Here is a 23,875-nt window from a genome sequence, read left to right as displayed (position 1 = left end):
CCCTTGGGACGGGTGCCCGCACCGGTGAGGACCGGGGCGGGCACCCGGACCGCATCGCCGTCGGGGAGGTCAGGCGATGGGCGTAGCGACGAGGTTCACGCGGGCCAGGGCCGCGGTGGCGGCGCTGGCGGTGGCCGGCACCGCCGGCCTGACCCTGATCACGGTGGGGCTGACCGCCACGCCGGCCGGGCCGCCGCAGCCTGGGGCCGACGCCACCGGCGACGGCCGCAGCCGCTCCCCCGTGCCGGTACTCACCCGGTCCGAGCCGGTACGCCTGGAGATCCCGACGATCGGCGTGCACGCCGACCTCGTCGCGGTGGCCGGCGACCCGAACGGCACCCTGGAGGTGCCGCCGCTGGACCGGCCCACCGTCGCCGGCTGGTACCGCCCCGGCGTCAGCCCCGGCGAGGCCGGCAACGCGGTCGTCGTCGGCCACGTCGACACCCGCGACGGGCCGGCCGTCTTCTTCGACCTCGGGCGGCTGCGGCCCGGCGACACCATCCGGATCACCCGCGCCGACGGGCGGGTGGCGACGTTCGCGGTGGACGGCGTCGCGGCGTACCCGAAGAAGAACTTCCCCACCGCGCTGGTCTACGGTCCCGGCGGGCCGGGCGCGGCGCTGCGCCTGGTGACCTGCGGGGGCCGCTTCGACGCCCGCGCCCGCGACTACTCCGACAACGTGGTGGTCCGCGCCACCGCCGTCGCCTGACACCGCCTCCACCCTCGCCGGCACCGCCGTACTACGGTGGGCCCTCGGGTCCGGGCGAGGCGGAGGAGGCAGGGTGGATCGGCGACCGGGTGTGGCACGACTCGTACCCCGACTGGAGTCCGTGGTCGGCCGGCTGCTCGGCCGCGACGCCGACGTCACCCCGCCCCGCCCCCGACGGTCCAACCCGGACGCCGTCGTGGACTGTGCCGTGTACGTCAACGGTCGCCGCGAGCCCGGCCGGCCGCACTACGCCGACGCGTACGCCCGCGCCCGGCACGGCCGCAACTCCTTCGCCTGGCTGGGGCTGCACGAGCCCGACGCGGCGGTGATGGCGGCGGTCGGCCGCACCTTCGGCCTGGACGAGCTCACCGTCGAGCAGGCGCTCGCCGACGGACACCGCCCGACCGTGCAGCGGCACGGCCAGGTGACCCTGCTGGTGCTGCGCACCGCCAGCTACGTCGAGCACGCCGAGCTGACCGCCACCTCCGAGGTGGTCGACACCGGCGACGTGATGGTCTTCCTCGGCGACCGGTTCGTCGTCACCGTGCGGCACGGCGCCTCGGGCGCCCTGGCCCCGGTCCGCGAGGACATCCAGAGCCGTCCGGCGCTGCTCGCCGAGGGACCGTGGGCGGTGGCGTACGCGGTCGCCGCCCGGATGGTCGACCTCTACCTGGAGGTCGCCGCCCACCTGGAGCACGACCTGGAACGCGTCGAGGAGAGTGTCTTCGCCCGCGAGCGGGACGCCGACATCCAGCACATCTACCAGCTCAAGCGGGAGCTGGTGGAGTTCAAACGGGCGGTGCTGCCGCTGCACGGGCCGCTGCGCGGACTGGTCGAGCAGCGCACGGACGGACCGCCACCGGGGCTGCGCCGCTGGTTCGCCGACGTCGAGGCGCGGCTGACCCGGGCGGTCGACCGGGTCGCCGCGTACGACGACCTGCTCAACTCGATCCTCCAGTCCCGGCTGACCCAGCTCGCCGTGGAGCAGAACAACGACATGCGCAAGATCGCCGCCTGGGCGGCGATCGCCGCCACGCAGACCGCCGTCGCCGGCGTCTACGGCATGAACTTCGCGCACATGCCCGAGCTGACCTGGAAGTACGGGTATCCGGCGGCGCTGCTGCTGATGGCGAGCGCCGCGGTCACCCTGTACCGGCTGTTCCGCCGCTCCGGCTGGCTCTGAGCGGCGCCGCTGCGTCGGCCATCCCCGCCCGGTGGGGCGTTGGCGTCAGGGCTGGCCGAGCCCACCAAGGTAGGGGCGGAGGCGCGGGCCGGGTCGTCGGCGGGCGGGCCTAAGCTGACGATCATGTTGTGGCAGCGCTACGTCGCGATCGGGGACAGCACCACCGAGGGGCTCGACGACCCGGACGGCGACGGGGGCTACCGGGGCTGGGCCGACCGGTTCGCCGAGGCCGTCGCCCGCACGCAGGGCGGGCTGGAGTACGCCAACCTGGCCATCCGGGGCCGGACCACCGCGAAGATCCTGGCCGAGCAGCTGACCGTCGCCCTCGACCTCGCCCCGGACCTGTGCACGGTGGTGGCCGGGATGAACGACGTGCTGCGCCCCTCCTTCGACGCCGGCCGGATCGCCGCGGACGTGGCGACGATGCAGCGGGCCCTGGTCGGCCAGGGCGCGACCGTGCTGACCTTCACTCTGCCCGACCCGGTGCCGGTGATGCCGCTGGCCCGCCCGCTGCGCGGGCGCATCGTCGCGCTCAACGCGGCGCTGCGCCGGGTCACCGCCGACACCGGCGCCACGCTGCTGGACTTCGCCGCGCACCCGGTCGCGTCGGACCCGCGGCTGTGGAGCGAGGACCGGTTGCACGCCAACAGCGCCGGACACGAGCGGATCGCCGCGGCGCTCGCCCACACCGCCGGCCTGCCCGGGTACGACGACTCGTGGACCCGCCCGTTGGACCTCGCGCCGCGTCGGCGCGGGCACGAGGTGCTGCGGGCCGAGTTGGCCTGGGGTCGCCGGCACCTGCTGCCCTGGGTGGCCCGGCACCTGCGGGGCCGCTCCTCGGGCGACGACCGGGCGGCGAAGCGACCGGTGCCGCTGCCGGTGGCGTTCGACTGAGGCACCCCGGGCCCGGACGGACCCGTCTCGACCGGGCCGGCATGATGGGCCGGTGAACCGGACCGAGCGGGCGGCGCTCGCCGCCGAGACCGACCGCCTCGTCGCGGCGGGCGACTACGGCGCGGTGCCGCCGTCGACCCTGCACCTGCCCGATGAGCCGCTGCCCGAACCGGGCCCGGCCGGACCCTCCACGGTGGAGGTGACCGGTGAGACCAGCCTCGCCGCCGGCCACCGGCTCGCGGTGGCCGGCCCGGACCAGGTCGCCTGCCTGAACTTCGCCTCCGCGAAGAACCCGGGCGGCGGGTACGCCACCGGCGCGCACGCCCAGGAGGAGAGCCTCGCCCGGTCGTCGGCGCTGGCCGCCGCCCTGCGGACGGTGCCGGAGTTCTACGCGTACCACCAGGAGCACCGGGACCCGCTCTACAGCGACCGGGTGATCCACTCCCCCGACGTGCCGGTGTTCCGGGACGACTCCGGGCGACTGGTGCCGCCATACCGGATGGCATTCCTGACCGCGGCGGCGCCGAACGCGGGCGCACTGCGGGAGCCCGCCGACCTGGGCGGGGTGCTGCGGCGCCGAGCCGGGCGGGTGCTCGGCGTGGCGCTGGCGCACGGACACCGGCGGCTGGTCCTCGGGGCCTGGGGGTGCGGGGTGTTCCGCAACGACCCGGTCCAGGTGGCCGGCGCGTTCGCCGCCCTGCTCGGCCCGGACGGCCCGTACGCGGGCCGGTTCGACCTGGTGGTCTTCGCGGTGCCGGACGAGGCGAACCGCCGCCCGTTCGCCGCGGCGTTCGGCTGACCGGCCCTCCTGGCCCGCCCCCGCCCGAGCGGGCCAGCCCCGGCCCTCGCTCGTCGGCTCCGGGACGCCGGCCCCGCCTGCCTGCCGGTCCGGGTGCGGGTCGGGTGGGGCAGGATGGCCGGGTGGCGAAACGAGGAGCCCGCCGGAGCGCGGCCGACGACCCGAACCGGCCCTGCCCGTGCGGCTCCGGGCTGCCGTACGCCGACTGCTGCGGCCCGGTGCACCGGGGCGTGGGCACGGCCGGGACGGCCGAGGCGCTGATGCGCTCCCGGTTCAGCGCCTTCGCCGTCGGCGACGCCGACTACCTCCTGCGCAGCTGGCACTCCTCGACCCGGCCCGCCCGGCTGCGCCTGGACCCCGACGAGCGGTGGACCCGGCTGGAGATCCTGGACACCGACGCCGGTGGCCTCTTCGACACCACCGGCACGGTGCGGTTCCGGGCGCACTACCGCGAGTCGGGACGGGCGGGGACGCTCGACGAACGCAGCCGCTTCGTCCGCGAGGACGGCCGCTGGGTCTACCTGGACGCCCTGCCCGACTGACGGGCCGACCTGCTCGCCGCCGCCGCCGGCCCCGGGTTAGCATGACCTCGGCGCCGTCCCGCGCCCAACCTCCTTACCGGTGCTCACGCCGCCGGCGTCGCGGAGGCAGAGGGGACCTCGGGTCCTCGGGACGCCGTGCCGCATGCCCAGGCAACGGCGGGGTCGACGGGAGCGTGAGTCCCACGGCCGCGCCGTCGACAGGGAGCATGTGATGACGCGCCAGAAGACCTTCAAGTCCCGGATCCGCGCCCGGATGGACAAGACCGGCGAAAGCTACACGACGGCCCGCCGGCACCTGCTCACCGGAGCCGCACCCGCCGAGTCGGCCCAGCCCCCGTCCGAGCCGGCCCCGACGCCGGGCGCTCCCGTCGAACCGGCCCCGGCCGCTCCCGCCGAGCCGGGCCCGGCGCCGGCCGGGATTCCCGCGGCGCCGGCCGCCGGGGCCGGGCAGACCGACCGGATCTCCGCGGCGATGATCCGGGAACGCACCGGCCGCAGCTGGGACGAATGGTTCACCCTGCTCGACGAGTGGGGCGGGACCCAGCGCACCCACACCGAGATCGCCCGCTGGCTGGTGACCGCGCACGAGGTGCCCGGCTGGTGGGCGCAGGCCCTCACCGTCGGGTACGAGCAGGCGCGCGGGCTCCGCGCGCCCGGGCAGCGTCGCGACGGCCGGTGGGAGGCCGGCGGCAGCCGGACGGTGGCCGTACCCGTGCAGCGTCTGTTCGAGGCGTTCGCCGACGAGACGCTGCGCCGGCGGTGGCTGCCCGACGTGGAGATTCGGGTACGGACGGCGACCGCGCCGAAGACCTTCCGCGCCGACTGGGCGGGTGGGCCGACCCGGATCGTGGCCGGGTTCACCCCGAAGGGCGAGGCGAAGGCACAGGTGGCGGTGGTGCACGAGAAGCTCGCCGACGCCGAGGAGGCGGCCCGGCTCAAGGGCTACTGGCGGGAGCGGCTGGCCGCGCTCAAGCAACTGCTGGAGTCCGGGAACTGATCTGCACCCGCCGGCTGCGTCCGCGCAGCCGGCCGACTGAGGCGTGTGGGGGAGCCGGAGAAGGGCTGAGTTCGTCGGACGGAACCGGCCACCCCCACCAGCGTGATACCTCACAGGCATGTTGATGCCTCTGAGGTATCACACCTCACCCCGCATCCACCTTCCCCGCCGTCGACGCAGCCCACACCACCGCCCTTGCCCAGCAGCCCACAGGCATCGACCAGGTCAGCCGGGGGCGACCGCCCCCCCCCGGCGCCGGGGCCGGCCGGGAGGCGAGCGACGCGGCCGGTCAGGCCGAACCCCCGCCGCGCCCGGTCACCGGCTCCGGCAGCGCCCGGCGCGACCGCCGCCCGTCCGCCGGACGCAGCAACCAGAGCACCACCACCAGGTACGGCACGGCCGCCACCGCGAAGGCGAAGGCGTTGCCGCCCGCGGCGGCGAGCAGGGCGTACCCGCCGTAGACGGCGATGACGGCCACGTCGGTGGCCATCCCGGCCACCGAGGTGACCGTGGCCCGGCCGGGCCCGGCGATCCGGGCCTGCAACCGGGCGTCGGCGAGCACCGTCGCCAGTTGGAAGGCGCAGAACGCGACGCCGATCAGCGCGAAACCGGCCGGGTGCCGGACCAGCGCTCCCGCGGCCAGCGCCCCGGCGGCGACGGCGACCAGCGCGGCGTACCCGCGGGTGGTCAGCCGCTCCCCCGCCGGGGCGAGCAGCCCGCCCGCGGTGACCCCGACCCAGAGGAGCAGGAGCAGCAGCGGCACCGTCGACCCGGCGACGCCGGTGTCCCGGGCCAGCAGCGGCGTGTACTCGTCGAGGGCGCCCCAGACGGCGCTCACCGCCGGGACCAGCAGCAACGCGGCGCGTACCCGTCGGTCGTCCCGCGCTTCGGCGAGGCCGGCCCGGAGGCTCGCCAGCCAGCCCAGTTCGTCGCCGTCGTCCGGGGCGACCGGCGACGCGGCCGCCGCCGGGCGGTGTTCGGGCAGGCGGGCGGCGACGGCGGCGGCCAGCAGGCTGGTCAGGACGCTGGCCGCGCCGACGGCCGGGTAGCCGCCGAGGGCGAGCACCGGACCGGCGAGGGCGATCGAGGCGAGGGCGCCGAGCACCCCGGCCGTCTTCGCCCGGCCCATGGTGCGGGCGTACCGGCCGGCGGCGCCGAGGCGGTCCAGTTCGGTGAAGACCAGCGCTTCGAGGGCGCCGGAGGTGAGTGCCCCGCCGGCTCCCCAGAGGACGAAGCCGACGGCGAACGCCCACCAGGACGGCGTCAGCACCCACAGGGCGAAGCCGGCGCCGGCGAGCACCGGCCCCAGGCAGACCAGCAGCCGGCGGGAGACCGCGTCGGCCCAGGCGCCGGAGGGCACCTCGAGCACGATGCCGGTCGCCGACCAGAGCACGAATAGCGCGGAGATCTGGCCGATCGACAGGCCGGTGTCGCTGAACAGCAGCGCGTAGACCGGGTAGAGCAGCACGCAGTCGGTGAGGAACGCGTAGGCGTAGAGCGTGGCCGCGAGGCGGCGGACGCGGGGGTCGGACACCCGCGTGGAGGTGATGGGCATGACGGCCTTTCCACGGGACGGTACGGACGCGGGAGACGTACGGCGTCCGCGGTGGCCCGCGGGTGCGGCCTTCGGTTACGGATCAACATCGCCAGGTCATGCCGCCGATGCTAGACGGCACCGCCGCCCGGCGACGATCCCGTTTCCCGGGACGGCGACCGGACACGAACCGGGGCGGGGCCCCTGCTGGGCCCCGCCCCGGTCGGCGCGGATCGGTCAGCGGCGGGACCTGTCGACGTCCCCCTGCGGGATGATCATGGTGGCCTCGTTGTCGGCCGGCGTCGGCTCGTCGTGCGTCGGGGTCGACTGCCGCGGCGCCACCGGAGTCGGCTGGGTGGCGTCCGGGCCGGCGTACGGGGCGACCGGCTGGGTCAGCTCCGCCTCGTCGGCGCGGGGCACCACCTGGGTACGGTCCGCGTCGTCGTCGCGGGGCACCGGCTGGGTGCGCTCGGCCTCGTCGTACGCGGTGACCGGCGGCGCCAGGTGGGCGCGCACGTCCCGCTTGCCGGCCTGGTACGCCCGGGCGTGCGTCGCGATCAGCTGCGACTCCTGCTCGGCGCGGGTCAGCCAGGACTCCCACCGGCTCTGCATCGGCCGGACCAGCCCGCCGCCGACACCGACGACCAGGATGCCGCCGATGGTGGCGAGCACGGCGATCAGCACCGGGGTAGTCACCGCGGTGGCGACGCCGATCTGGTTGAGCGCGGCGATGACGCCCAGGCCGAGGAGGAACACCGAGGCGATGTTGGCCAGCACCCGCCCGTAGGAGAGGCCGCCGAGGGCGCTGCTGATGATGTCCTTCACGGCGGTGGCGATCGCGGCGGCCACCACCACGATGACGATCGCGACGAACGCCCGGGGCAGCCAGGCGATGACCCCCGCGATCAGGTCGGAGATCGGGTTCGGCCCCCAGATACCGAAGGCGAGCTGGAGGGTGACCAGCAGGACCCCGTAGTAGGCGAGCTTGGCCACGATGTCGCTGGCGTCGTAGCGGGAGCGGGCCAGCGCGGTCTTGATGCCGCCCCGCTCGACCGCCTTGTCGAAGTGGACCCGCTCGAGCACCTTGTCCACGATCTTCAGCACGGCCTTGGCGATCAGCCAGCCCACCACCAGGATCGCCACGAAGGCGACGGCCTTGGGCAGGAAGAGCATCACGGCGCGGAGGGCGTCACCTACCGCGTCGCCGAAGTTGTCTTTCATGTAGGCCCTCCACACGGTCCGTCGGGTCGGTCGGTCCGGGACCTACCCCGGCCCGGGTCCGGGGAAACGTTCTCACGGCCGGCGGCAGGTGTAGCTGACCTCCGTCGCGGCCTGGGTCGGGGTGGGCGAGACGATGTTGACGGTGGCCGTCTCGGTGGTGCTGCCGGCACCGCTGAACGTCCACTTCAGAGTGAAGGTCGCGGTCCGCTGCCGCCAATCGGTCCGCTCGGTGAGGATGGCGCCGGGCGACGAGCCGGAGCGCAGCCACTGGTATTCGATGACGCCGCCCCGGCCGTTGGTGTCCACGGTGGCCACCACCTCCACGGTCACGTCGCACCGGTTGCCGGCGGGCTGCGGCACGGCCACCCGCACGCCGGTGACCTCCAGTGGGCTGAGCCGCTGCCACAGCCAGAACCCGACCGCGGCGACCAGCGCCACGGTGAGCAGCGTGGAGACCACGGCGGTGATCCGCCGGCGCAGCGGGCGGGGTCGGCGCGGCGCCGTTACCGGCCAGGCGGGCGCCGCCGGCACGCCCGGCCCGAACCGCACCTCGCCGACGTGGGTGACCGGCGCCGCAGCAGCCGGTACGCCCCGGCCGGTGGCCTCCGCCGCCGTCAGCCGCACGGTCGCGTCACCGGCGAGGTCACCCGCCGCGACGTGCACGGTCGGCTCGCCCGCTGCCAGCTGCACGGTGGGCTCTTCAGCGGACCGTGGCCCGGGCGTCGGCCGTGCGGTCGGCCGCTCCGGCACCTCCGACAGGTGGACGGTGGGTTCGTCCCGGGCGGGCAGCGCCCCGCCCCGCTCGTCCGGCGTGGTCATCCCGGTTCACCTTCCGTCACGGACCGTCGTGGTTGCACGGCCGTCCCCTAGCCGAGGACGCAGAGCGAGTCGAGCGACACGTACACCGGTCCCGCCGGCGGGGAGGCGTTGCCGGCGGCGTCGACGGCGGTCACCTCGATCGGGATGCGGGTGTCCGACCTCGGCGCGGGCAGGTCCCCCAGGGTGCCCTGGAACACGTCGCGCCCGACGGGCCCCATGGACACCTCACGGGTGACGCCCTCCAGCGTGTAGCGGAAGAGGACGCGCAGCTTGTCCGCAGTGGTGCGGTCGTCGGAGACGGTCGCGGTGACCGTGCTCGACCGGTCCCCGAACGGGCATCCCCGGGGTTCGAGCTGGGTGGGGCTGGCGTCGAGCTTGCCGACGATCGGCGCGGTGGCGTCCTGCGGCGCCGACGGACTGGCCGGCGGGGGCGAGCCGGGGGTCGCGGTGCGGCGGGGGGTGGGCGTGGCCCTGGCACCGGCGCTCCCGGTGGAATCGGCGGTGGCGCCGGCAGGCGACGGCGCGGCCGTGCTGGCCGGCGCGGCGGTGGGCGGGCTCGGGGTGAGCAGGGTGATGGCGGAGGAGCCCTTGCCCGCCGCGGTCAAGGCCGGCGAGTCGTGTCGGACAGCGTAGGTCAGGCCCGCTCCCCCGACGAGCAGGGCGGCGACCAGTCCCACCCCGAGCAGCGCGCCCCGGCCCCTGCCGCGCGCCGGCGCCGGCTGCTCCGCACCGAGGGTGGTGCTGGCCAGGCTCGTGGCGCCGTCGACCCGGTCGGGGAACGGGAAGAGCGCCGCGAGCAGGGCGGCCCGGCGAGCCAGCTCGCGCAGGCCCCGCTCCTCCCAGTCCTCGCCGTACGCGTCGCCGGCGGCCTGTTCCAACCGGGCGAGGAAGACGTCGGCCGGTTGCGGTCGGTCGGCGGGCTGCTTGGCCATGCCCTGCCGGAGCAGGTCGTGCACGGGCGGCGGGGCCGGATCGGTGGGGATCGGCGCCTGCGCGTGCTGCTCGCGCAGGGTGATCAGATCCCGCCCGTCGTACGGGGGGCGGCCGGTGAGGCACTCGTAGAAGGTGGCCGTGGCGGCGTAGATGTCGCAGGCGGGACCGGCCGGCGCGCCGGTCCACTGCTCGGGGGCCATGTAGCGGGGAGTGCCGCCGACCGACCCGCCGGAGTCCTCACCCACCGGCACGGCGATGCCGAAGTCGGCGAGCTTGCTCCGCCCGTCGACGCCGACCAGCACGTTCTCGGGTTTGTAGTCACGGTGCACCACGCCACGGGCGTGCGCGGCGGCGAGCCCGGCGAGGGAGCCCTTGAGGACGCAGAGCGCCGCCTCCGGCTCGGTCGGGCCGTGGGCGCGGAGCATCTGCCGCAGGCTGACGCCGTTGACGAGTTCCATCACGATGGCCGCGCCGTCCGGCGACTCGGCGTACTCGTAGAGCCGGGACACGTGCGGGTCGTCGACCTCGACGAGCAGGCGGGCCTCGGCGCGGAAGGCTTCCCGGAACGCCGGGTCGTCACCGATGGCGCGGGTCAGGTACTTGATCGCGACGGGAGTGCCGGTCGCGTCGTGGGTGGCCAGCAGCACCCGGCCGGAGGCACCGGCGCCGAGTTGCCGGACCGGGGTGTAGCCGGACAGCTGCCAGTCGCCGGTCACGCGACGGTCTCCCCACTCGGTCGGAAATGGACACGGATCAGGGGCACCCGAGCATTGTGGTCCATTCACGCAAACGTTACCTTCCCCGGGTCCGGACGACGGCGGGCCGGGACCGGGTGCCGCCCAGTCGGCGGGCCGCTCAGTCGGCCGGCCGCTCCCGGTCCGCGGCCCGGCCGAGGCGCAGCACCCGCAGGGTCTCCTCCCGGCGTCGGACGATCAGTACCCCGGCCAGGAAGGTCACCGGGGGCACCAGCACGAGCAGGGCCCACTGGGCCGGCACCAGCGGGATCGCGTGACCCATGTGCAGGGTGGACGTCATCCAGCCGCTGAGCGTCGTATCGATGATCACCATCAGCGCCGGCACCGGCATGAGCAGGACGACCACGCGTCGTCGTACCGGCGGGGTGAGCGTGCCGAGGGCGAGGAGCAGGGCGAGCGCGGCGCCGGCCAGGGCGGCGACGTGGAGCCAGAGGACCACCTCCGTGCGCGCCTCCAGCCCGTAGAGGACGTGGACGGTGACCGGACCGGTGTTGTTGTCGAACGCGGGGCTGGTGTGCCGGTTGAGCAGCAGCACCGCCGCCATGGTCAGCGGTGCGATGGCGAGGACGACGAGTCGGCGCGCCCCCAGCACCTCGAGGGCGCGGCGGCGGGGCGCCGGTACGGCGAGGGCGCCGGCCGTGACCACGGCGAGCAGGAGCTGCGGCAGGGTGTCGACCACGTGACCGGGATTGTCGGTGACCTGCGGTGCGACCAGCACCGCCCAGGCGAGCACACCGGTGGCGGCGAGCGTGGCGGCGACCCGTCGCCAGCCGAGCAGCGCGGCGGCGCAGACCCCGGCCCAGCCGAGCAGTCGTAGCCAGTCCACCGCGTCGGCGCCGGCCACGACGGCAGGTGGGGGCAGCCGGCGGTCGACGGTCAGCTGGGTGACCAACGCGTGCCCGGCCAGGGCGAGCAGCATCAGGCCGGTGACCAGGCCGGTCACGGCGGAGGCGTCGGACCAGGCCGGATCGGTCAGCCCGCGCGCGGTGATCCGCAGGCGGGCGCGCAGACCGGCGGCGACCAGGTCGACCGCCTCGGCGGGTGAGGGCCGGCGTTGCCCCGGTCGGGCGCCGGCCAGCAGCACGGCGAGCATCTCCTCCTCGTACACCCGGCGGTGTTCCCAGGGGTGGACGGCGAGCAACCGGCGGTAGCGGGTCTCCAGGTCGCGGTGGGTCACGCGGCACCGCCCTCGGGCAGCAGGCCCCGGCGGCGCAGCCGGGCCCCGGCGGCGTCGGCGTTGGCCCGCAGCCGGGCGGCCTCCTCGGCCAGCCGGCGGGCGCCCAGCGCGGTGAGCCGGTAGTAGCGGCGCAGCCGGGACTGCACGACCTCCTCCCGGTCCACCTCGATCAGTCCGTCGACGCGGAGCCGGTCGAGCACGGCGTAGAGGGTGCCGGCCCGGAGCCGGACCCGGCCGTCGGAGATGCGCAGGACGTCCTCCACCACGCCGTAGCCGTGCTGGGGGGTTTCCGCCAGGGCGGTGAGGATCAGGAACGTGGGTTCCCGCATCGGGGCGTCGCTCATGGCGGCAGCATATATCCGCTACCGGTATATGCGCTGTCCCGTCAGCGCCGCTCCTCGCGGCGGTGGCCGTCCCCGGCGACGCTGGGCAGCGGCGGCTCCGCCGACTCCGCCGGACCCACCGGGCCGGCGCCGCCCGGCGCCAACCGGTCGAAGAAGCGGAGCAGCTCCACCGGGAAGGGCATCACCAGGGTGCTGTTCTTCTCCGCCGCCACGTCCACCACGGTCTGCAGCAGCCGCAGCTGGTAGGCACCGGGCGTCTCGGCCATCGCCCGCGAGGCGTCGGCGAGCCGGCGCGACGCCTGGAACTCGCCGTCGGCCGCGATGACCCGGGCCCGGCGTTCCCGCTCCGCCTCCGCCTGCCGGGACATCGAGCGCTTCATCCCCTCCGGCAACGAGACGTCCTTGACCTCCACCCGCTCGATCAGCAGCCCCCACGGCTTCTCGGTGGGCGCGTCGATCACGGCCTTGAGTTCGGCGTTGACCCGGTCCCGGTCGCCGAGCACCGTGTCCAGGTCGGCCTTGCCGATGACCGACCGCAGCGCGGTCTGCGCCACCTGGAGCACCGCCGACGGGTAGTCGTGCACGTTGACCAGCGCCTTCACCGGGTCGACCACCCGGTAGTAGACGACCGCGTCGACGGTGAGCGTCACGTTGTCGCGGGTGATGGCGCCCTGGGCGGGCACCCCGATGACGGTGGTCTGCATGCTGACCCGGACCATCCGGTCGGCGATCGGCACGATGAACCGCAGCCCGGGTTCCCGGATCCCCTCCAGCACCCGTCCGAAGCGGAACACGATGCCCCGCTGGTACTGCTGCACCATCCGTACGCTCAACGCCAGCAGCAGCGCGACGACGGCGACGACGATGACCAGGCCGACGACACCCGTGGCGGCTCCCATGACCCCTCGATCCCGGAGGCGCCCGCCTCCCGGCGCCGCGCATACCCACCCCGGGCCCGACCATGCGGGCCCACGTGCCGTGTCCGGTGTTCCCGGTGCGGCGGGTCGGTCAGGTCGTGGACTCCGACAGCACGTCGGCGATCCGCTCGCGCATCGGGCGCCGGCCCAGGGCGGCGAGCGCCTCGTCGACGACTCGGCTGAGCGGGTACGACAGCTCCGCCTCGAGCCTGCCGGCCGCCTCGGTGGTGGCCGCCCACTCCGCGTCGAGCACCAGCAGCAGCGACTCGGCCCGGCCGGTCAGGTGGACGATGCGCTGCCGGCCGTCGTCCCCGGGGGCGAGGGTGACCAGGCCCTCCTTCGCCATCTGCGCCACCGTCTGGCTGGCGGCGGAGTGCGTCACGCCGGTGGCTCGGGCGAGGTCGCGGATCGCGGCGGGGCCGGTCCGGGCCAGCGCTCGGATCACCGGGGTGAAGCGGGGCCGGAACCCGGGCAGGCCCACATCGGCGTAGCTGGCGGCGACGGCCCCGTCGAGCAGCTCCAGCAGGTGGCGCAGCCGGGTGCCGAGCAGTTCCGGGCCGGGCGGGCGTTCGGACATGTGGCGTAATGTAACAGCGCTGTTGTATCTGGACGAGGGGAAGGCGCGATGGACGAGCGGTATCCGCCGATCGAGCCGTACGAGCACGGCATGCTCGACGTCGGTGACGGCAACGCCGTCTACTGGGAGGCCTGCGGCAACCCGCACGGCACACCCGCCCTCGTCGTGCACGGCGGGCCGGGGTCGGGCTGCGGCACCGAGGTCCGCCGCTTCTTCGACCCGGACCGCTACCGGGTGATCCTGTTCGACCAGCGCGGCTGCGGCCGCAGCACGCCGCACGCGAGCGACCCGGCCACTCCGATGCGGCACAACACCACGCACCACCTGGTCGCCGACATGGAACGGCTGCGCGAGCACCTGGGCGTCGACCGCTGGCTGCTGCACGGCGGCTCGTGGGGGTCCACCCTCATCCTCGCGTACGCCGAGCGGCACCCCGACCGGGTCTCCGCGATCGTCATCGCCGCCGTCACCATGAGCCGCCGCGTTGAGATCGACTGGCTCTACCGGGGAGTGGGCCGGTTCTTCCCGGAGCAGTGGGACCGCTTCCTCGCCGGCGCCCCGGGCACCCCACGCGACGGCGACGTGGTGGCCGCGTACGCCCGGCTGCTGGAGGACCCCGACCCGGCGGTGCGGGAGCGGGCCACCATCGACTGGTGCGCCTGGGAGGACGCGGTGGTCTCGGCGGAGACGAAGGGCGCCCACAACCCGTACGGCGACCGCCCGTCGGCCGCCCGCACCGCCATGGTGCGGATCTGCTCGTGGTACTTCTCCCACGGCGTCTGGCTGGAGGAGGGCGAGCTGCTGCGCGACGCGCACCGGCTGGCCGGCATCCCCGGCGTGCTGATCCACGGCCGGCTCGACCTGGGCGGTGGGCTCGTCACCGCGTGGGAGCTCCACCAGGCCTGGCCGGACTCGGAGCTGATCGTGGTCGAGGAGGCGGGACACCTGGGCACCGCCGAGACGCGGCACCACGTCGTGCGCGCCCTGGACCGGTTCGCCGCCGGCGGCTGACCGCGGCTACCCGCGCCCGCCCCGCCCCGGACCGCCGCGGCCCGCCCGAGCGGAAGCGGTGGGCGGGGCGGTGACGCCGCAGCTCTCCCGCGCCAGCACCGCGTGCGGGGCGGTGACCTGGACGACGGCGGCGTCCGGGTGGCTGATCCGGGCGACGATCCGGTCGACGGCCTCGCGGGCGATGAAGGCGGTGTCGGCCGAGATGGTGCTCAGGGCCGGGCGGGAGTAGCGCCCCTCCTCGAGGTCGCCGACGCCGATGACGGCGAGGTCGTCGGGAACGCTGAGTCCGGCGTCGAAGACGGCCCGCATGGCGCCGATCGCCAGCAGGTCCGAGAAGCAGAAGAGGGCGTCGGGGCGCCGCCGGTGGTCCAGCAGTTCCCGGGCAGCGCGATAGCCGTCGGCGCGCCGGTGGCGCCGGGCCGGTTGCAGGTAGCCCGGCGGCGGTGCCAGCCCGGCGCGGCGCATCGCCGCCCGGTAGCCGGCGGTGCGCGGCTGCGGGGTGGCGGCGGATCTGCGTGGGTGGGCGCCGATGGCGGCGATGTCGCGCCGACCCGAGGCCAGGAGATGCTCGGTCGCGTCCCGGGCGGCGCGGGTGTGGTCGATGGCGACGTGGTCGCAGCGCCCGTCGCCGCTCTCGCCCAGCAGCACGACCGGTGTCCCGGCCGCGGCGCGCGCCTCGATCAGCCCCGGCGCCGGGGCAGCGGCGCCCAGCAGCACCCCGTCGACCGGCGTCGGGCGGGCGCCGCCAGCGGGCGAGGGCTCCGGGTCGACCGCGACCTGTTCGACGCTGACCCGGTAGCCGCGCCGCGCGGCGGCGTCGGTGACCTCCCGCGTGAGTTCGTCGGCGTACGGCAGGTCGATGGCGGACACGACGAGGGCGAGCATCCCGCTGCGTCCGGTGCGCAGGTGGCGCGCGGCGGCGTTGGGCCGGTAGCCGAGTTCCTCGACCGCCGCCTGGACCCGGTGGCGGAGGGCCGCGCTGACGTGGGGATAGCCGTTCACGACGTTGGAGACCGTCTTCACCGACACGTCGGCGAGCCGTGCCACGTCCCTGAGCGTGGCACCCATGACTCTCCCTCCCGTCCGTGCCGCCGGGGCAGCGCCCCCGCATTCGTTCCCGTATCTCACACCGGTGAAACCGCTTTGCCGGTGTACACAAGAGACCATGGCAAGAGCCAGTCACACCTGTCAAGGCACTACGCTGGTGTGAACGAGGGAGGTCGCCCGTGACGGAGGAGGCAGCGGTCCCGCCCGCCGCCCGACTGGTACGCGACTTCGTCAACACCTTCGAGCCGCAGGTCGACGAGGAGTCGCTGACCACGCCCGACCGGCTGCGCGACTGGTTCGCGGCGCGGCGGCTGATCCGCGCCGACGCGCGCCTGCGCCCGGCGGACCTCGCCGTCGCCAGGACGATCCGGGAAGGTCTGCGCGCCGTGCTCCTGGGCCACGCCGGTCACCCCGCCGATCCCACGGCGATCGCGGCGCTCAACCAGGCCCTGGCCGGGGTGCCGGTCCGGCTGACCTTCACCGACGGCGGCCACCAGCTCGTCGCCGCCGGAGCCACCGCCTTCGACCAGGCCCTGGCGCAGCTCGTCGACGCGATCCGGCGGTGCGGCGAGGACCACACGTGGCCGCGGCTCAAGGTGTGCGACCGCGACACGTGCCGCTGGGCCTACTACGACGCCTCCCGCAACCAGGCCCGCCGCTGGTGCTCCATGGCCGGGTGCGGCAACTACGTCAAGATGCGTCGGGCCTCCGTGGCCCGCCGCGGGCGACCCCGGCCGGCGACGACCGGCGACTGACCCCAGCCTCCACCGCGACGCGATCCCACGCCGCGCCGACCCCTCGCACCCCCGGTCGGTCCATTCGCAACTGATCAACGTGGGCCTCTAGCGCTCCGGCCGCCGATGGCAATATCCTCCACGTCACGCACGACCGCTGGAGTTCCTTTTCATCGCCCCCCCAGCCCCGCCGGCCCCCGCCGAGGAGATGCCATGCACGTCGACCAGCCCGCATACGACCGTCGTACCCTGCTCCGCGCCGGCCTGGGCGCGGCCACCGTCGCGGTCGTCGGGTCCGAACTGGCCTTTCCGGCCACCGCGCAGGCCGACCCCGGCGCGGACCTCGACTGGATCTACAGCTGCGACGAGTGGGGCGCCCGCCCACCGGCCGGCTCGCTGGTGACCAGCGCCATCCCCACCAACAAGATCATCGTGCACCACATGGCCTTCCCGAACGTCACGGACTACTCCGAGGCGCAGGCGATCAAGCTCGCCCGGGACTGCCAGGACCTGCACATGGACGGCAACGGCTGGTCCGACACCGGCCAGCACTTCACCATCAGCCGGGGCGGCTACGTGATGGAGGGGCGCCGCGGCAGCCTGGAGCGGCTCCAGGCCGGCGACCGGCAGATGGTCTCGGCCCACTGCCCCGGGGAGAACGGCCGGTCGATCGGCATCGAGAACGAGGGCACCTACGTCACCGAGACGCCGCCGGAGGAGCTGCTCGACTCGCTGGTACGGCTCTGCACCACCATCTGCAAGCAGTACGGCCTGCACGCGCACGACATCTTCGGCCACTGGGACTTCCGCACCACCCTCTGCCCGGGCGCGGCGTTCTACCGGCTCTTCCCGGACGTGCGCCGCCAGGTGTTCCGCAAGCTCGGCACCGACCTGGCCGACGTGCCGGCCCGCCGCTGGCCGGACCTGTGGCGCTTCGTCAGCTCCCCCGCCGTCCGGGTCGCCCAGTACCTGCTCGCCCACCGCGGCTACGCGGTCACGCCGAACAGCGCCTTCGACGCCGCCACCGTCGCCGCCGTGCAGGACTGGCAGGCGCGCAACGCCATCCCGGTCGACGTCGACGCCACCATCACCGGCCCCACCTGGGAGACCCTCGCCCCGGAGCTGGAGAAGGACGCCACCGGCCTGCCGGTCGAGGCGGTGCAGTTCATCCTCAACTGGAAGGGCTACGCCGAGGTCACCGTCACCGGCGAGTACGACCACGCGACGAAGAAGGCCGTCGAGGACATCCAGCGGCTGCACGGCCTGCCGGCGACCGGCAGGGTCAGCACCAGCACGTGGTGCGCGCTGGTCGGCGGCGTCGTCCGCCAGTCGTTCCGGGACTGAGCGCGCGGCGGAACGGTACCGCCGCCCCACCCGGGCGGCGTCACCCCGCGGACGGTGGGTCCCGACGCCCTGATCCTGCTCGCCGGGATCAGGGCGTCGCCGTCAGTCCCCGGCAAGCCGCTCCTCGGCGGGGACGGCGGTGGCCAGCAGGCCGTTGAACGCCTCGGTCGAGCTGGGATGGCTGTAGATGCCGTCGCGCAGGTCGGTGGCGGTGATGCCGTGCCGGATGGCCAGCGCCACCGTGTTGATCAGCTCCTGGGCGTCGATGCTCAGCAGGGCGGCGCCGAGGATCTGGTCGGTATCGGCGTCGATCACGAACTTCATGAGTCCGCGGGTCTCCTCGACGGCCGGGGCGCGAGGCATCCCGGCGATCTCCGCGACCGGCCGGCTGGCGATCCGCAACCGGTGACCGGCAGCGCGGGCGTCCCGCTCGGTGAGCCCCACGGTCGCCAGCGGTGGGGTCATGAACAAGGTGTGGGGCACCGCGACCCGGTCGGGAACCGCACGTCGTCCCTCGCCGACGAGTTGGTCGAGGACGATCCGGCTGTCGTCGTAGGAGATGTAGGTGAACTGCTGGCCACCGTTGACGTCGCCGAGGGCGTAGATGTGCGGCTGGCTCGTGCGCAGGTACTGGTCGACCTCGGCCGCCCCGCGTTCGGTGGTCCGCACACCGGCGGCATCCAGCCCGAGGCCACGGGTGGCCGGCGCCCGACCGGGGGCGGCAAGGATGGTGTCGACCTCAAGGGTGTGCTGCCGGCCGTCCCGCTCGTAGGTGACGGTGGCACCGGTGTCGGTGTCGCGGACCTCGGTGACCCGCGCGCCCGCCACGATCTCGATGCCCTCGCCGGTGAGGATGGCCTCGGCGGCAGCGGCGACGTCGTCGTCCTCGCGCAGCAGGATCCTCGGGGCCATCTCGAAGACCGTGACCTGGGAGCCGAACTGCCGGTAGATGGAGGCGAACTCGATGCCGAGGTAGCCGCCGCCGATGATCGCCAGTCGGCCGGGCAGGGTCGGGTTCTCGATCAGACCGGTGCTGTCCGTGGTGTGTGCGCTCTCGCGGAGGCCGGGGAGGTCGGGGATGATCGGCTCGGAACCGGTGTTGATCAGGATCGTCTCGGCGCTGATCGTGAGCGGGTCGCCGCCGGAGTCCACCCGGACGGTGTGCGCATCGACGAAGGTCGCGGGGCCGGTGATGACGGAGATGTTGTCGGCACCGTCGAGCGCCGCGAAGCTGCCGCTGCGCATCGTCTCCCGGACGGCCTGGACCTTGTCGACGGACCGCTCGTACCACTCCTGCGGAGGGTCGGACGGGCGGCGTTTGCGGGAGTGGTGGACGAGCCCCTTGCTGGGGATGCAGCCGACGTTGGGACAGGTGCCCCCGTACATCCGGTCCGACCGCTCGACGATCACCACCCGCTTGCCGAGCCGGCCCATCGCCGCGGCCACCGCCTTGCCACCCGCGCCGAAGCCGATCACGAGGATGTCGACGTGCATGCCGCCAGTCGCGGTCTGAGTGTCCACCAGGCTCTCCGTCATCAGTCATGGGCCTGCACCGGTCGTGGACAGCCCGCCGGTGGCACCGTCGGCGAGCCGAGCCCACCGGGAGCGGCGGCGGGCAGCGGGGCGTCGAGGACGACGCGCCGCCCCGCCGGCCGGCCTGCGCCGGGCCGCCCGACCGTCGGCGAAGACGAGTCTGGCACGGCTGTCGGGTCCGCCGTCGCGGGTTGACGAGATGCCGCACGCCCGGGGAACGCCCGCCGCCGCAGGGCGCGGATGGCCAGGTGGATCACGGTGCGCGGGTCAGGGCACCCGCGTCCGAGGGTTCACCGCGCGGCGGCGAGGAGTTCGGCCAGGTGCACGGCGCGGACGGCGGATCGGCGCCGGCGCAGGCCGGTCCGCAGCTGGCGCAGGCAGCCGGGGTTGACCGCGACGACGTAGTCGATCCCGGCGGCCTCGATCTCGTCGATCTTGGCGTCGAGGATCCGCCGGGAGTCCGCCGGCCGCAGCAGGGCGTAGGTGCCGGCGGCGCCGCAGCAGGTGGCGGCCGAGGGCAACTCGACGTGGTCGGCCACCGCGCGCAGCAGCGCCCGCGGTTGGGCGTGCACGCCCAACCCGTTGCGCAGGTGGCAGGAGTCCTGGAGGGCGACCCGGGCCCGCCGGTCACCGACCCGCACCTCCCCCGTTGGCGGCTCCGACGCCAGCCAGGTGGACAGCTCACGGACCCGGTCCCGACCCAGCACGGCGGCGAGGTGGGCGGCGCAGCCGCCGGAGGTGGTCACGATGGTGCCGGGCAGGTCCGCGCCGAGGCGGCGGGCCAGCCGCTCGCCGCCGGCCAGGTCGCCGTTGTGCGCGTGCAGCGCGCCGCAGCAGCCCTGCCCGGTGGGCACGGCCAGCTCCGGGTCGAGCGTCCGGGCGGCCCGGCTGACGCCGGGGTAGAGACCCCGCTCGAAGCAGCCGAGCATGAGCTGCGCGCCGCCGTCCCGGGCCACCGGGCCGCCGCGGGCCGCGCGGCGCACCACGCCGAGCAGGCGCAGCAGCCAACGCCACCCGGCGACCAGGATCAGCGCCCGGGCGAGCAGCGGTCGCCGTCGGCCCCGCCACTGGTGCACCCGCCACTGCTCCAGCAGGCTGCCGTACTCCACCCCGGCCGGGCAGACCGGCTCGCAGGCCCGGCAGCCCAGGCAGAACGAGGCCTGCTCGTGCAGGGTCTCGTCGTCGGTCGGCAGGACGCCCTCCTCCAGGGCCCGCATCAGGGTGATCCGCCCGCGTGGCGAGGACGCCTCGTCGCCGGTCATCGCGTACGTGGGGCAGGCCGGCAGGCAGAAGCCGCAGGAGATGCAGCGGGACAGCTGCCCGGGGTCGAAGACGTTCCCGCTCACGAGCCCACCTTTCCGGGGTTGAGGATGCCGGCCGGGTCGAAGGCGGTCTTGATCCGCCGCAGCAGGGCCATCTGGTCGGCGCCGAGCCGGGCGGTGAGGAACGGCAGCTTCGCCGCGCCCACCCCGTGCTCGCCGGTGATCGTCCCGCCCAGGTCGAGGGCGGCGGCGAAGATGTCGGCGAAGGCCGCCTCGGCCCGCCGGACCGCGTCGGAGTCCCGGGCGGACTCCAGCACGCAGGTGGGGTGCAGGTTGCCGTCGCCGGCGTGGCCGAAGGTGGCGATGGCGACGCCATGCCGGGCGGCGATCGCGTCGATCCGGTCGACCATCTCGGCCAGCCGGGGACGCGGCACCGTCGCGTCCTCCAGGATGGTCACCCCGCCCCGGCGGGACAGCGCGGGCAGGGCGCACCGCCGGGCGGCGAGCAGCGCCTCCGCCTGGGCCACCTCCCGGGCGGTGGTGACCTCGATCGCGCCCGCGTCGGCGCAGGCCACGCCGATTCGCGCCAGGTGCCGCTCGACGGTCTCCGGCGGGCCGTCGTCACCGAAGAGCAGCAGGGCGCCCGCGTCGGCGCGCAGCCCGAGGCCGGCGAAGTCCTCCACCGCGTCCATGCAGGAGCGGTCGAGGAACTCCAGGGTCGCCGGGACCAGCCCGGCGCGGATCACGGCGGCGACGGCCGCGCCGGCCTCGGCGAGGGTACGGAAGTAGGCCACCCCGGTGTTCGACGCCGCGGGCGCGGGCAGCAGCGCCACGGTCGCCTCGGTGATCACCGCGAGGGTGCCCTCCGAGCCGGTCAGCAGCCGGGTCAGGTCGTAGCCGGCCACGTCCTTCCAGAGCCGGCCGCCGGTGCGGATCACCTCGCCGGTGGCGAGCACCGCCTCCAGCCCGAGGACGTAGTTGCGGGTCACCCCGTACTTCAGGCCGCGCAGCCCGCCGGCGCAGGTGGCGATGGTGCCGCCCACGGTGGCGACGGTGCGGCTGCCCGGGTCGGGCGCCCAGAGCAGCCCCCGCGCGGCGGCGGCGTCGGCCAGCCGGGCGCTGGTGACGCCGGGCTGCACCCGGGCCAGCAGTTCGTCGGCGCTGACCTCGAGGATCCGGTCGAGCCGGGTCAGCACCAGCACGATGCCGCCGTGCAGCGGCACGGTGGCCGCGCAGAGGTTCGAGCCGGCGCCGCGCGGCACCACCGGCACGCCGTGCCGGGTGGCGGTGGCGAGCACCGCCGCCACCTGGGCGGTGTCGGCGGGGAAGACGACCACGTCGGGCCGGTGGTGGAACAGCGGGGTGGCGTCGCGGGCGTAGGCGACGAGGTCGCCGTCGGCGTCGTGCACGTTCGCGGCGCCGACGATCGCCCGCAGCTCGGCCAGGACGGGCGGGGGCAGGGTCACGGGTCTCTCCCTCGATGGCGTGGCGGTCCCCGTGGAGGGTGGGCACGGGGACCGCCACGCTGGTTCAGCGGGGGCCGGCCGGACGGCCGGCGGCCGTCACAGGCCGATGACGGACCGGTCGGCGATCAGGATCGGCGAGTCGTAGAGCGGCACCCCGGTGAAGGTGTACGAGGTGCCCGACTGCGACCAGTTCGCCGCCGGGATGTCGTAGACCGCGCCGGTGCGCGGGTCGACGTAGACCGGGTCGGCGAAGCTGCCGGCGCTGAAGGTGACCGTGACCGGCGTACGGGTGTTGTCGTCGCCGGGCGTGGCCGAGTTGAACCACAGCGCCACCGACTGCCGTCCGGTGCCGGACTTGCGGAACGCCTGCACCGCCACCGGGGAGGTGGTGTCGTCGGTGTAGCCGTACCCGTTGATCGGGGTCATCGTGTCGTCGAAGAGCGCGGCCGCCGACTGGATGGCGTAGTAGGACGGCTTGGCGTAGCGGACCTTCTTGTCGGTGCCGGTGCGGACCAGGCCCTTGGAGTTGACCTTCGACGGGTAGTGCAGGTCGGAGATGCTGAACACACTGGTGCTGATCCCCCGACCGAGGTCGGCGATGGTCCGGCGCAGCATCCACTTGGCCTGCGCCAGCTCGGTCCAGTTCAGCTCGCCCAGCGCCCCGAAGCTGTTCGGTCGGCTCGGCGCCCCGTTCTCGCCCTGGCGGATCAGCAGGTCGGGCGAGAAGCTGTCCGCCGTCACCCGCAGCAGCCGCACCTGCTCGTAGGAGGCGTCCGGGTTGGCGTTGTACGGGTGGTAGGTGATGCCGTCGATCAGGTCGAGCTTGCCGAGGGAACGCACCCGGGTCAGCACCGCGTCGGCGTAGGAGCGTTCGACGCCGGCCAGGGCGCAGCACCAGATCACCGCACCGGGTTGCGCCGCCCGGACCCGGGTGGCGGTACGGACGAGGAAGTCGGCGTACACCGTGGTGTCGACCCCGCCGAGGTTCGGCTCGTTCCAGATCTCCCACTCGTCGACCCGGTCGGAGTACCGGTTCACCAGGGCGCGGACCCAGGCGTCCCAGGCCGCCAGGGCCTCCGCCGAGCTGGGCACCTGCCCGCCGAGGCCGGCGCCGCCGCCCCCGGTGTAGATCGGGTTGCCGTAGGAGGTCTGCAACCACGGCCGGACGCCCCGGGACACCGCGTCGTTCACGACCGTGTCCAGCCAGGCCCAGTCGTAGCTGCCCTTGACCTTCTCGGTCTTGGCCCAGCCGGCCTGGAACCGGGCCCGGGTCGCCCCCAGCGGGCCGAGGTAGCCCTTGTAGGACTGGTAGTCGGTGTAGTCCCGGTCCAGGGTCTCCGCGCCGACGATCAGCTTGGAGGAGCCGATCTGGGCGGCGCTGCGGGGCGCGACCGTGCCGACCTGCGGCCAGCTCACCGGGTTCGGCTCGGTCTTGGTCCGCACGTCGTCGACCCAGGCCGTGCCGGTGTCGCCGGCCGCCACGCCGACCTGCACGGCGGCGAGGCTGGTGGCGCCCACCCGGAACGACAGGTTGGTGGCCCGCCGCTGCCCGTCGATCCACACGCTGGCGGTCGACGTGCCGGGGCGGGCGACGATGCGGACGTCGTACCACCGGTTGGCGGTGTAGGCGCCCAGGTCGACCCGGGTGGCGCCGGAGTAGGTGTACAAGCGGCCGGCGCCGTCCATGGCGACGGTGACGGTGTGCCCGGCGACGCTGTCCAGGTGCAGGCCGACGACGGCGGTGGTCTGCGCGGCGCGCAGCCGGGCGTTGGCCACGACGGTGGCGGAGGTGACGCCGAAGGACCGGGTGGCGGTGACCGGAGCGGCGGTCGAGGTGTCGGTCAGGCGCAGACTCCGGTCGCCGGTGCCGGCGACGTCGGCGACGGTGGCGTCACCGCCACCCCCGCCGACGGTCCAGCCGGCGGGGGTGGTGCCGACGGTGGCGCCGTCGAAGGTGTCGGCGAGGTCGGCGGCGTGCGCCGGGCCGGCCGGCACGGCGACAGTGACACCGACGAGGGTGAGGGCCAGGGCGAGGTGCAGGGGTGTGTGTCGGGGCACAGGTACCTCCTGGGACGGG

General features: G+C 74.9%; 22 protein-coding genes. 9 read left to right on the top strand and 13 right to left on the bottom strand.

Annotated features, from left to right (window positions below; translation table 11 throughout):
* Window positions 1-76: 76 nt before the first annotated feature.
* From V6U79_RS26125 to V6U79_RS26100, 6 genes are all read left to right on the top strand, one after another.
* Window positions 77-709: a class F sortase gene (locus tag V6U79_RS26125; protein ID WP_334616180.1), complete on the top strand. Its 633-nt coding sequence runs from the start codon at window positions 77-79 to the stop codon at window positions 707-709.
* A 73-nt stretch (window positions 710-782) separates the two neighbouring features.
* Window positions 783-1,892, top strand: a complete 1,110-nt coding sequence (locus tag V6U79_RS26120; protein WP_334616179.1) for a magnesium and cobalt transport protein CorA — start codon at window positions 783-785, stop codon at window positions 1,890-1,892.
* Between the two features lie 123 nt (window positions 1,893-2,015).
* A complete protein-coding gene (locus V6U79_RS26115) occupies window positions 2,016-2,786 on the top strand; it encodes an SGNH/GDSL hydrolase family protein (RefSeq protein WP_334520545.1) in 771 nt (256 codons plus the stop codon).
* A gap of 52 nt (window positions 2,787-2,838) precedes the next feature.
* Window positions 2,839-3,585 (top strand): TIGR02452 family protein, encoded by a 747-nt coding sequence (locus tag V6U79_RS26110; protein ID WP_334616178.1) that lies wholly within the window; start codon window positions 2,839-2,841, stop codon window positions 3,583-3,585.
* Between the two features lie 122 nt (window positions 3,586-3,707).
* Entirely contained in the window at window positions 3,708-4,127 is a 420-nt protein-coding gene (locus V6U79_RS26105) for a YchJ family protein (protein WP_334520550.1), read from the top strand.
* 211 nt (window positions 4,128-4,338) lie between these two features.
* Complete coding sequence (locus V6U79_RS26100; protein WP_334616177.1) at window positions 4,339-5,124, top strand: DUF4287 domain-containing protein; 786 nt, start codon at window positions 4,339-4,341, stop codon at window positions 5,122-5,124.
* Window positions 5,125-5,413: 289 nt separating this feature from the next.
* Here V6U79_RS26100 and V6U79_RS26095 read toward each other — a convergent pair whose 3' ends face one another.
* From V6U79_RS26095 to V6U79_RS26060, 8 genes are all read right to left on the bottom strand, one after another.
* Window positions 5,414-6,679, bottom strand: a complete 1,266-nt coding sequence (locus V6U79_RS26095) for an MFS transporter (protein ID WP_442933823.1) — start codon at window positions 6,677-6,679, stop codon at window positions 5,414-5,416.
* A gap of 216 nt (window positions 6,680-6,895) precedes the next feature.
* Complete coding sequence (locus tag V6U79_RS26090) at window positions 6,896-7,879, bottom strand: mechanosensitive ion channel family protein (RefSeq protein ID WP_334520559.1); 984 nt, start codon at window positions 7,877-7,879, stop codon at window positions 6,896-6,898.
* A 72-nt stretch (window positions 7,880-7,951) separates the two neighbouring features.
* Window positions 7,952-8,698, bottom strand: a complete 747-nt coding sequence (locus tag V6U79_RS26085; RefSeq protein ID WP_334616175.1) for a hypothetical protein — start codon at window positions 8,696-8,698, stop codon at window positions 7,952-7,954.
* Window positions 8,699-8,745: 47 nt separating this feature from the next.
* A complete protein-coding gene (locus V6U79_RS26080) occupies window positions 8,746-10,347 on the bottom strand; it encodes a serine/threonine-protein kinase (RefSeq protein ID WP_334616174.1) in 1,602 nt (533 codons plus the stop codon).
* Window positions 10,348-10,486: 139 nt separating this feature from the next.
* Entirely contained in the window at window positions 10,487-11,563 is a 1,077-nt protein-coding gene (locus V6U79_RS26075) for a hypothetical protein (RefSeq protein WP_334616173.1), read from the bottom strand.
* On the bottom strand, window positions 11,560-11,907 hold the full coding sequence (locus tag V6U79_RS26070) for a PadR family transcriptional regulator (protein ID WP_334520572.1): 348 nt from the start codon (window positions 11,905-11,907) through the stop codon (window positions 11,560-11,562). The genes V6U79_RS26075 and V6U79_RS26070 overlap by 4 nt, the downstream gene beginning before the upstream one ends.
* Before the next feature lie 41 nt (window positions 11,908-11,948).
* Window positions 11,949-12,806 carry an SPFH domain-containing protein gene (locus tag V6U79_RS26065; RefSeq protein ID WP_334520575.1) on the bottom strand — a complete coding sequence of 286 codons (858 nt, stop codon included), beginning with the start codon at window positions 12,804-12,806 and terminating at the stop codon, window positions 11,949-11,951.
* Between the two features lie 109 nt (window positions 12,807-12,915).
* Window positions 12,916-13,401: a MarR family winged helix-turn-helix transcriptional regulator gene (locus V6U79_RS26060; protein ID WP_334616172.1), complete on the bottom strand. Its 486-nt coding sequence runs from the start codon at window positions 13,399-13,401 to the stop codon at window positions 12,916-12,918.
* 48 nt (window positions 13,402-13,449) lie between these two features.
* On the opposite strand from V6U79_RS26060, the gene pip reads away from it, so the two are divergent.
* A complete protein-coding gene (gene pip / locus V6U79_RS26055) occupies window positions 13,450-14,412 on the top strand; it encodes a prolyl aminopeptidase (RefSeq protein WP_334616171.1) in 963 nt (320 codons plus the stop codon).
* Window positions 14,413-14,418: 6 nt separating this feature from the next.
* On the opposite strand, the gene V6U79_RS26050 is transcribed toward pip, so the two are convergent.
* Window positions 14,419-15,480, bottom strand: a complete 1,062-nt coding sequence (locus tag V6U79_RS26050; RefSeq protein ID WP_334616170.1) for a LacI family DNA-binding transcriptional regulator — start codon at window positions 15,478-15,480, stop codon at window positions 14,419-14,421.
* A gap of 158 nt (window positions 15,481-15,638) precedes the next feature.
* Here V6U79_RS26050 and V6U79_RS26045 point away from each other — a divergent pair, with 158 nt between their 5' ends.
* Together V6U79_RS26045 and V6U79_RS26040 are read left to right on the top strand one after the other, a co-directional pair.
* Window positions 15,639-16,214, top strand: a complete 576-nt coding sequence (locus V6U79_RS26045; protein ID WP_334616169.1) for a CGNR zinc finger domain-containing protein — start codon at window positions 15,639-15,641, stop codon at window positions 16,212-16,214.
* A 192-nt stretch (window positions 16,215-16,406) separates the two neighbouring features.
* Window positions 16,407-17,537 (top strand): peptidoglycan recognition protein family protein, encoded by a 1,131-nt coding sequence (locus V6U79_RS26040; protein WP_334616168.1) that lies wholly within the window; start codon window positions 16,407-16,409, stop codon window positions 17,535-17,537.
* A 102-nt stretch (window positions 17,538-17,639) separates the two neighbouring features.
* Here V6U79_RS26040 and V6U79_RS26035 read toward each other — a convergent pair whose 3' ends face one another.
* The 4 genes from V6U79_RS26035 to V6U79_RS26020 all read right to left on the bottom strand — a co-directional run bounded on the left by V6U79_RS26035 (window position 17,640) and on the right by V6U79_RS26020 (window position 23,856).
* Complete coding sequence (locus tag V6U79_RS26035; protein ID WP_334616167.1) at window positions 17,640-19,058, bottom strand: FAD-dependent oxidoreductase; 1,419 nt, start codon at window positions 19,056-19,058, stop codon at window positions 17,640-17,642.
* A 302-nt stretch (window positions 19,059-19,360) separates the two neighbouring features.
* Entirely contained in the window at window positions 19,361-20,416 is a 1,056-nt protein-coding gene (locus V6U79_RS26030; protein ID WP_334616166.1) for a (Fe-S)-binding protein, read from the bottom strand.
* Window positions 20,413-21,798, bottom strand: a complete 1,386-nt coding sequence (locus V6U79_RS26025; protein WP_334616165.1) for an FAD-binding oxidoreductase — start codon at window positions 21,796-21,798, stop codon at window positions 20,413-20,415. The genes V6U79_RS26030 and V6U79_RS26025 overlap by 4 nt, the downstream gene beginning before the upstream one ends.
* A 96-nt stretch (window positions 21,799-21,894) precedes the next feature.
* The gene (locus tag V6U79_RS26020; protein WP_334616163.1) at window positions 21,895-23,856 is read right to left on the bottom strand and encodes a hypothetical protein; all 1,962 of its coding nucleotides are present in this window, start codon (window positions 23,854-23,856) and stop codon (window positions 21,895-21,897) included.
* Window positions 23,857-23,875 lie beyond the last annotated feature (19 nt).

It is taken from the genome of Micromonospora psammae (assembly GCF_036902725.1).
Classification (GTDB): Bacteria; Actinomycetota; Actinomycetes; order Mycobacteriales; family Micromonosporaceae; genus Micromonospora.
This window is presented reverse-complemented; position numbering and strand designations above follow the sequence as displayed.

Coding starts and splice junctions, on each gene's coding strand:
- V6U79_RS26125 (WP_334616180.1), top strand. CDS start 77: ATGGGCGTAGCGACGAGGTTCACGCGGGCCAGGGCCGCGGTGGCGGCG.
- V6U79_RS26060 (WP_334616172.1), bottom strand. CDS start 13,401: ATGTCCGAACGCCCGCCCGGCCCGGAACTGCTCGGCACCCGGCTGCGC.
- V6U79_RS26065 (WP_334520575.1), bottom strand. CDS start 12,806: ATGGGAGCCGCCACGGGTGTCGTCGGCCTGGTCATCGTCGTCGCCGTC.
- pip (WP_334616171.1), top strand. CDS start 13,450: ATGGACGAGCGGTATCCGCCGATCGAGCCGTACGAGCACGGCATGCTC.
- V6U79_RS26100 (WP_334616177.1), top strand. CDS start 4,339: ATGACGCGCCAGAAGACCTTCAAGTCCCGGATCCGCGCCCGGATGGAC.
- V6U79_RS26070 (WP_334520572.1), bottom strand. CDS start 11,907: ATGAGCGACGCCCCGATGCGGGAACCCACGTTCCTGATCCTCACCGCC.
- V6U79_RS26050 (WP_334616170.1), bottom strand. CDS start 15,480: ATGGGTGCCACGCTCAGGGACGTGGCACGGCTCGCCGACGTGTCGGTG.
- V6U79_RS26090 (WP_334520559.1), bottom strand. CDS start 7,879: ATGAAAGACAACTTCGGCGACGCGGTAGGTGACGCCCTCCGCGCCGTG.
- V6U79_RS26115 (WP_334520545.1), top strand. CDS start 2,016: ATGTTGTGGCAGCGCTACGTCGCGATCGGGGACAGCACCACCGAGGGG.
- V6U79_RS26085 (WP_334616175.1), bottom strand. CDS start 8,698: ATGACCACGCCGGACGAGCGGGGCGGGGCGCTGCCCGCCCGGGACGAA.
- V6U79_RS26095 (WP_442933823.1), bottom strand. CDS start 6,679: ATGCCCATCACCTCCACGCGGGTGTCCGACCCCCGCGTCCGCCGCCTC.
- V6U79_RS26040 (WP_334616168.1), top strand. CDS start 16,407: ATGCACGTCGACCAGCCCGCATACGACCGTCGTACCCTGCTCCGCGCC.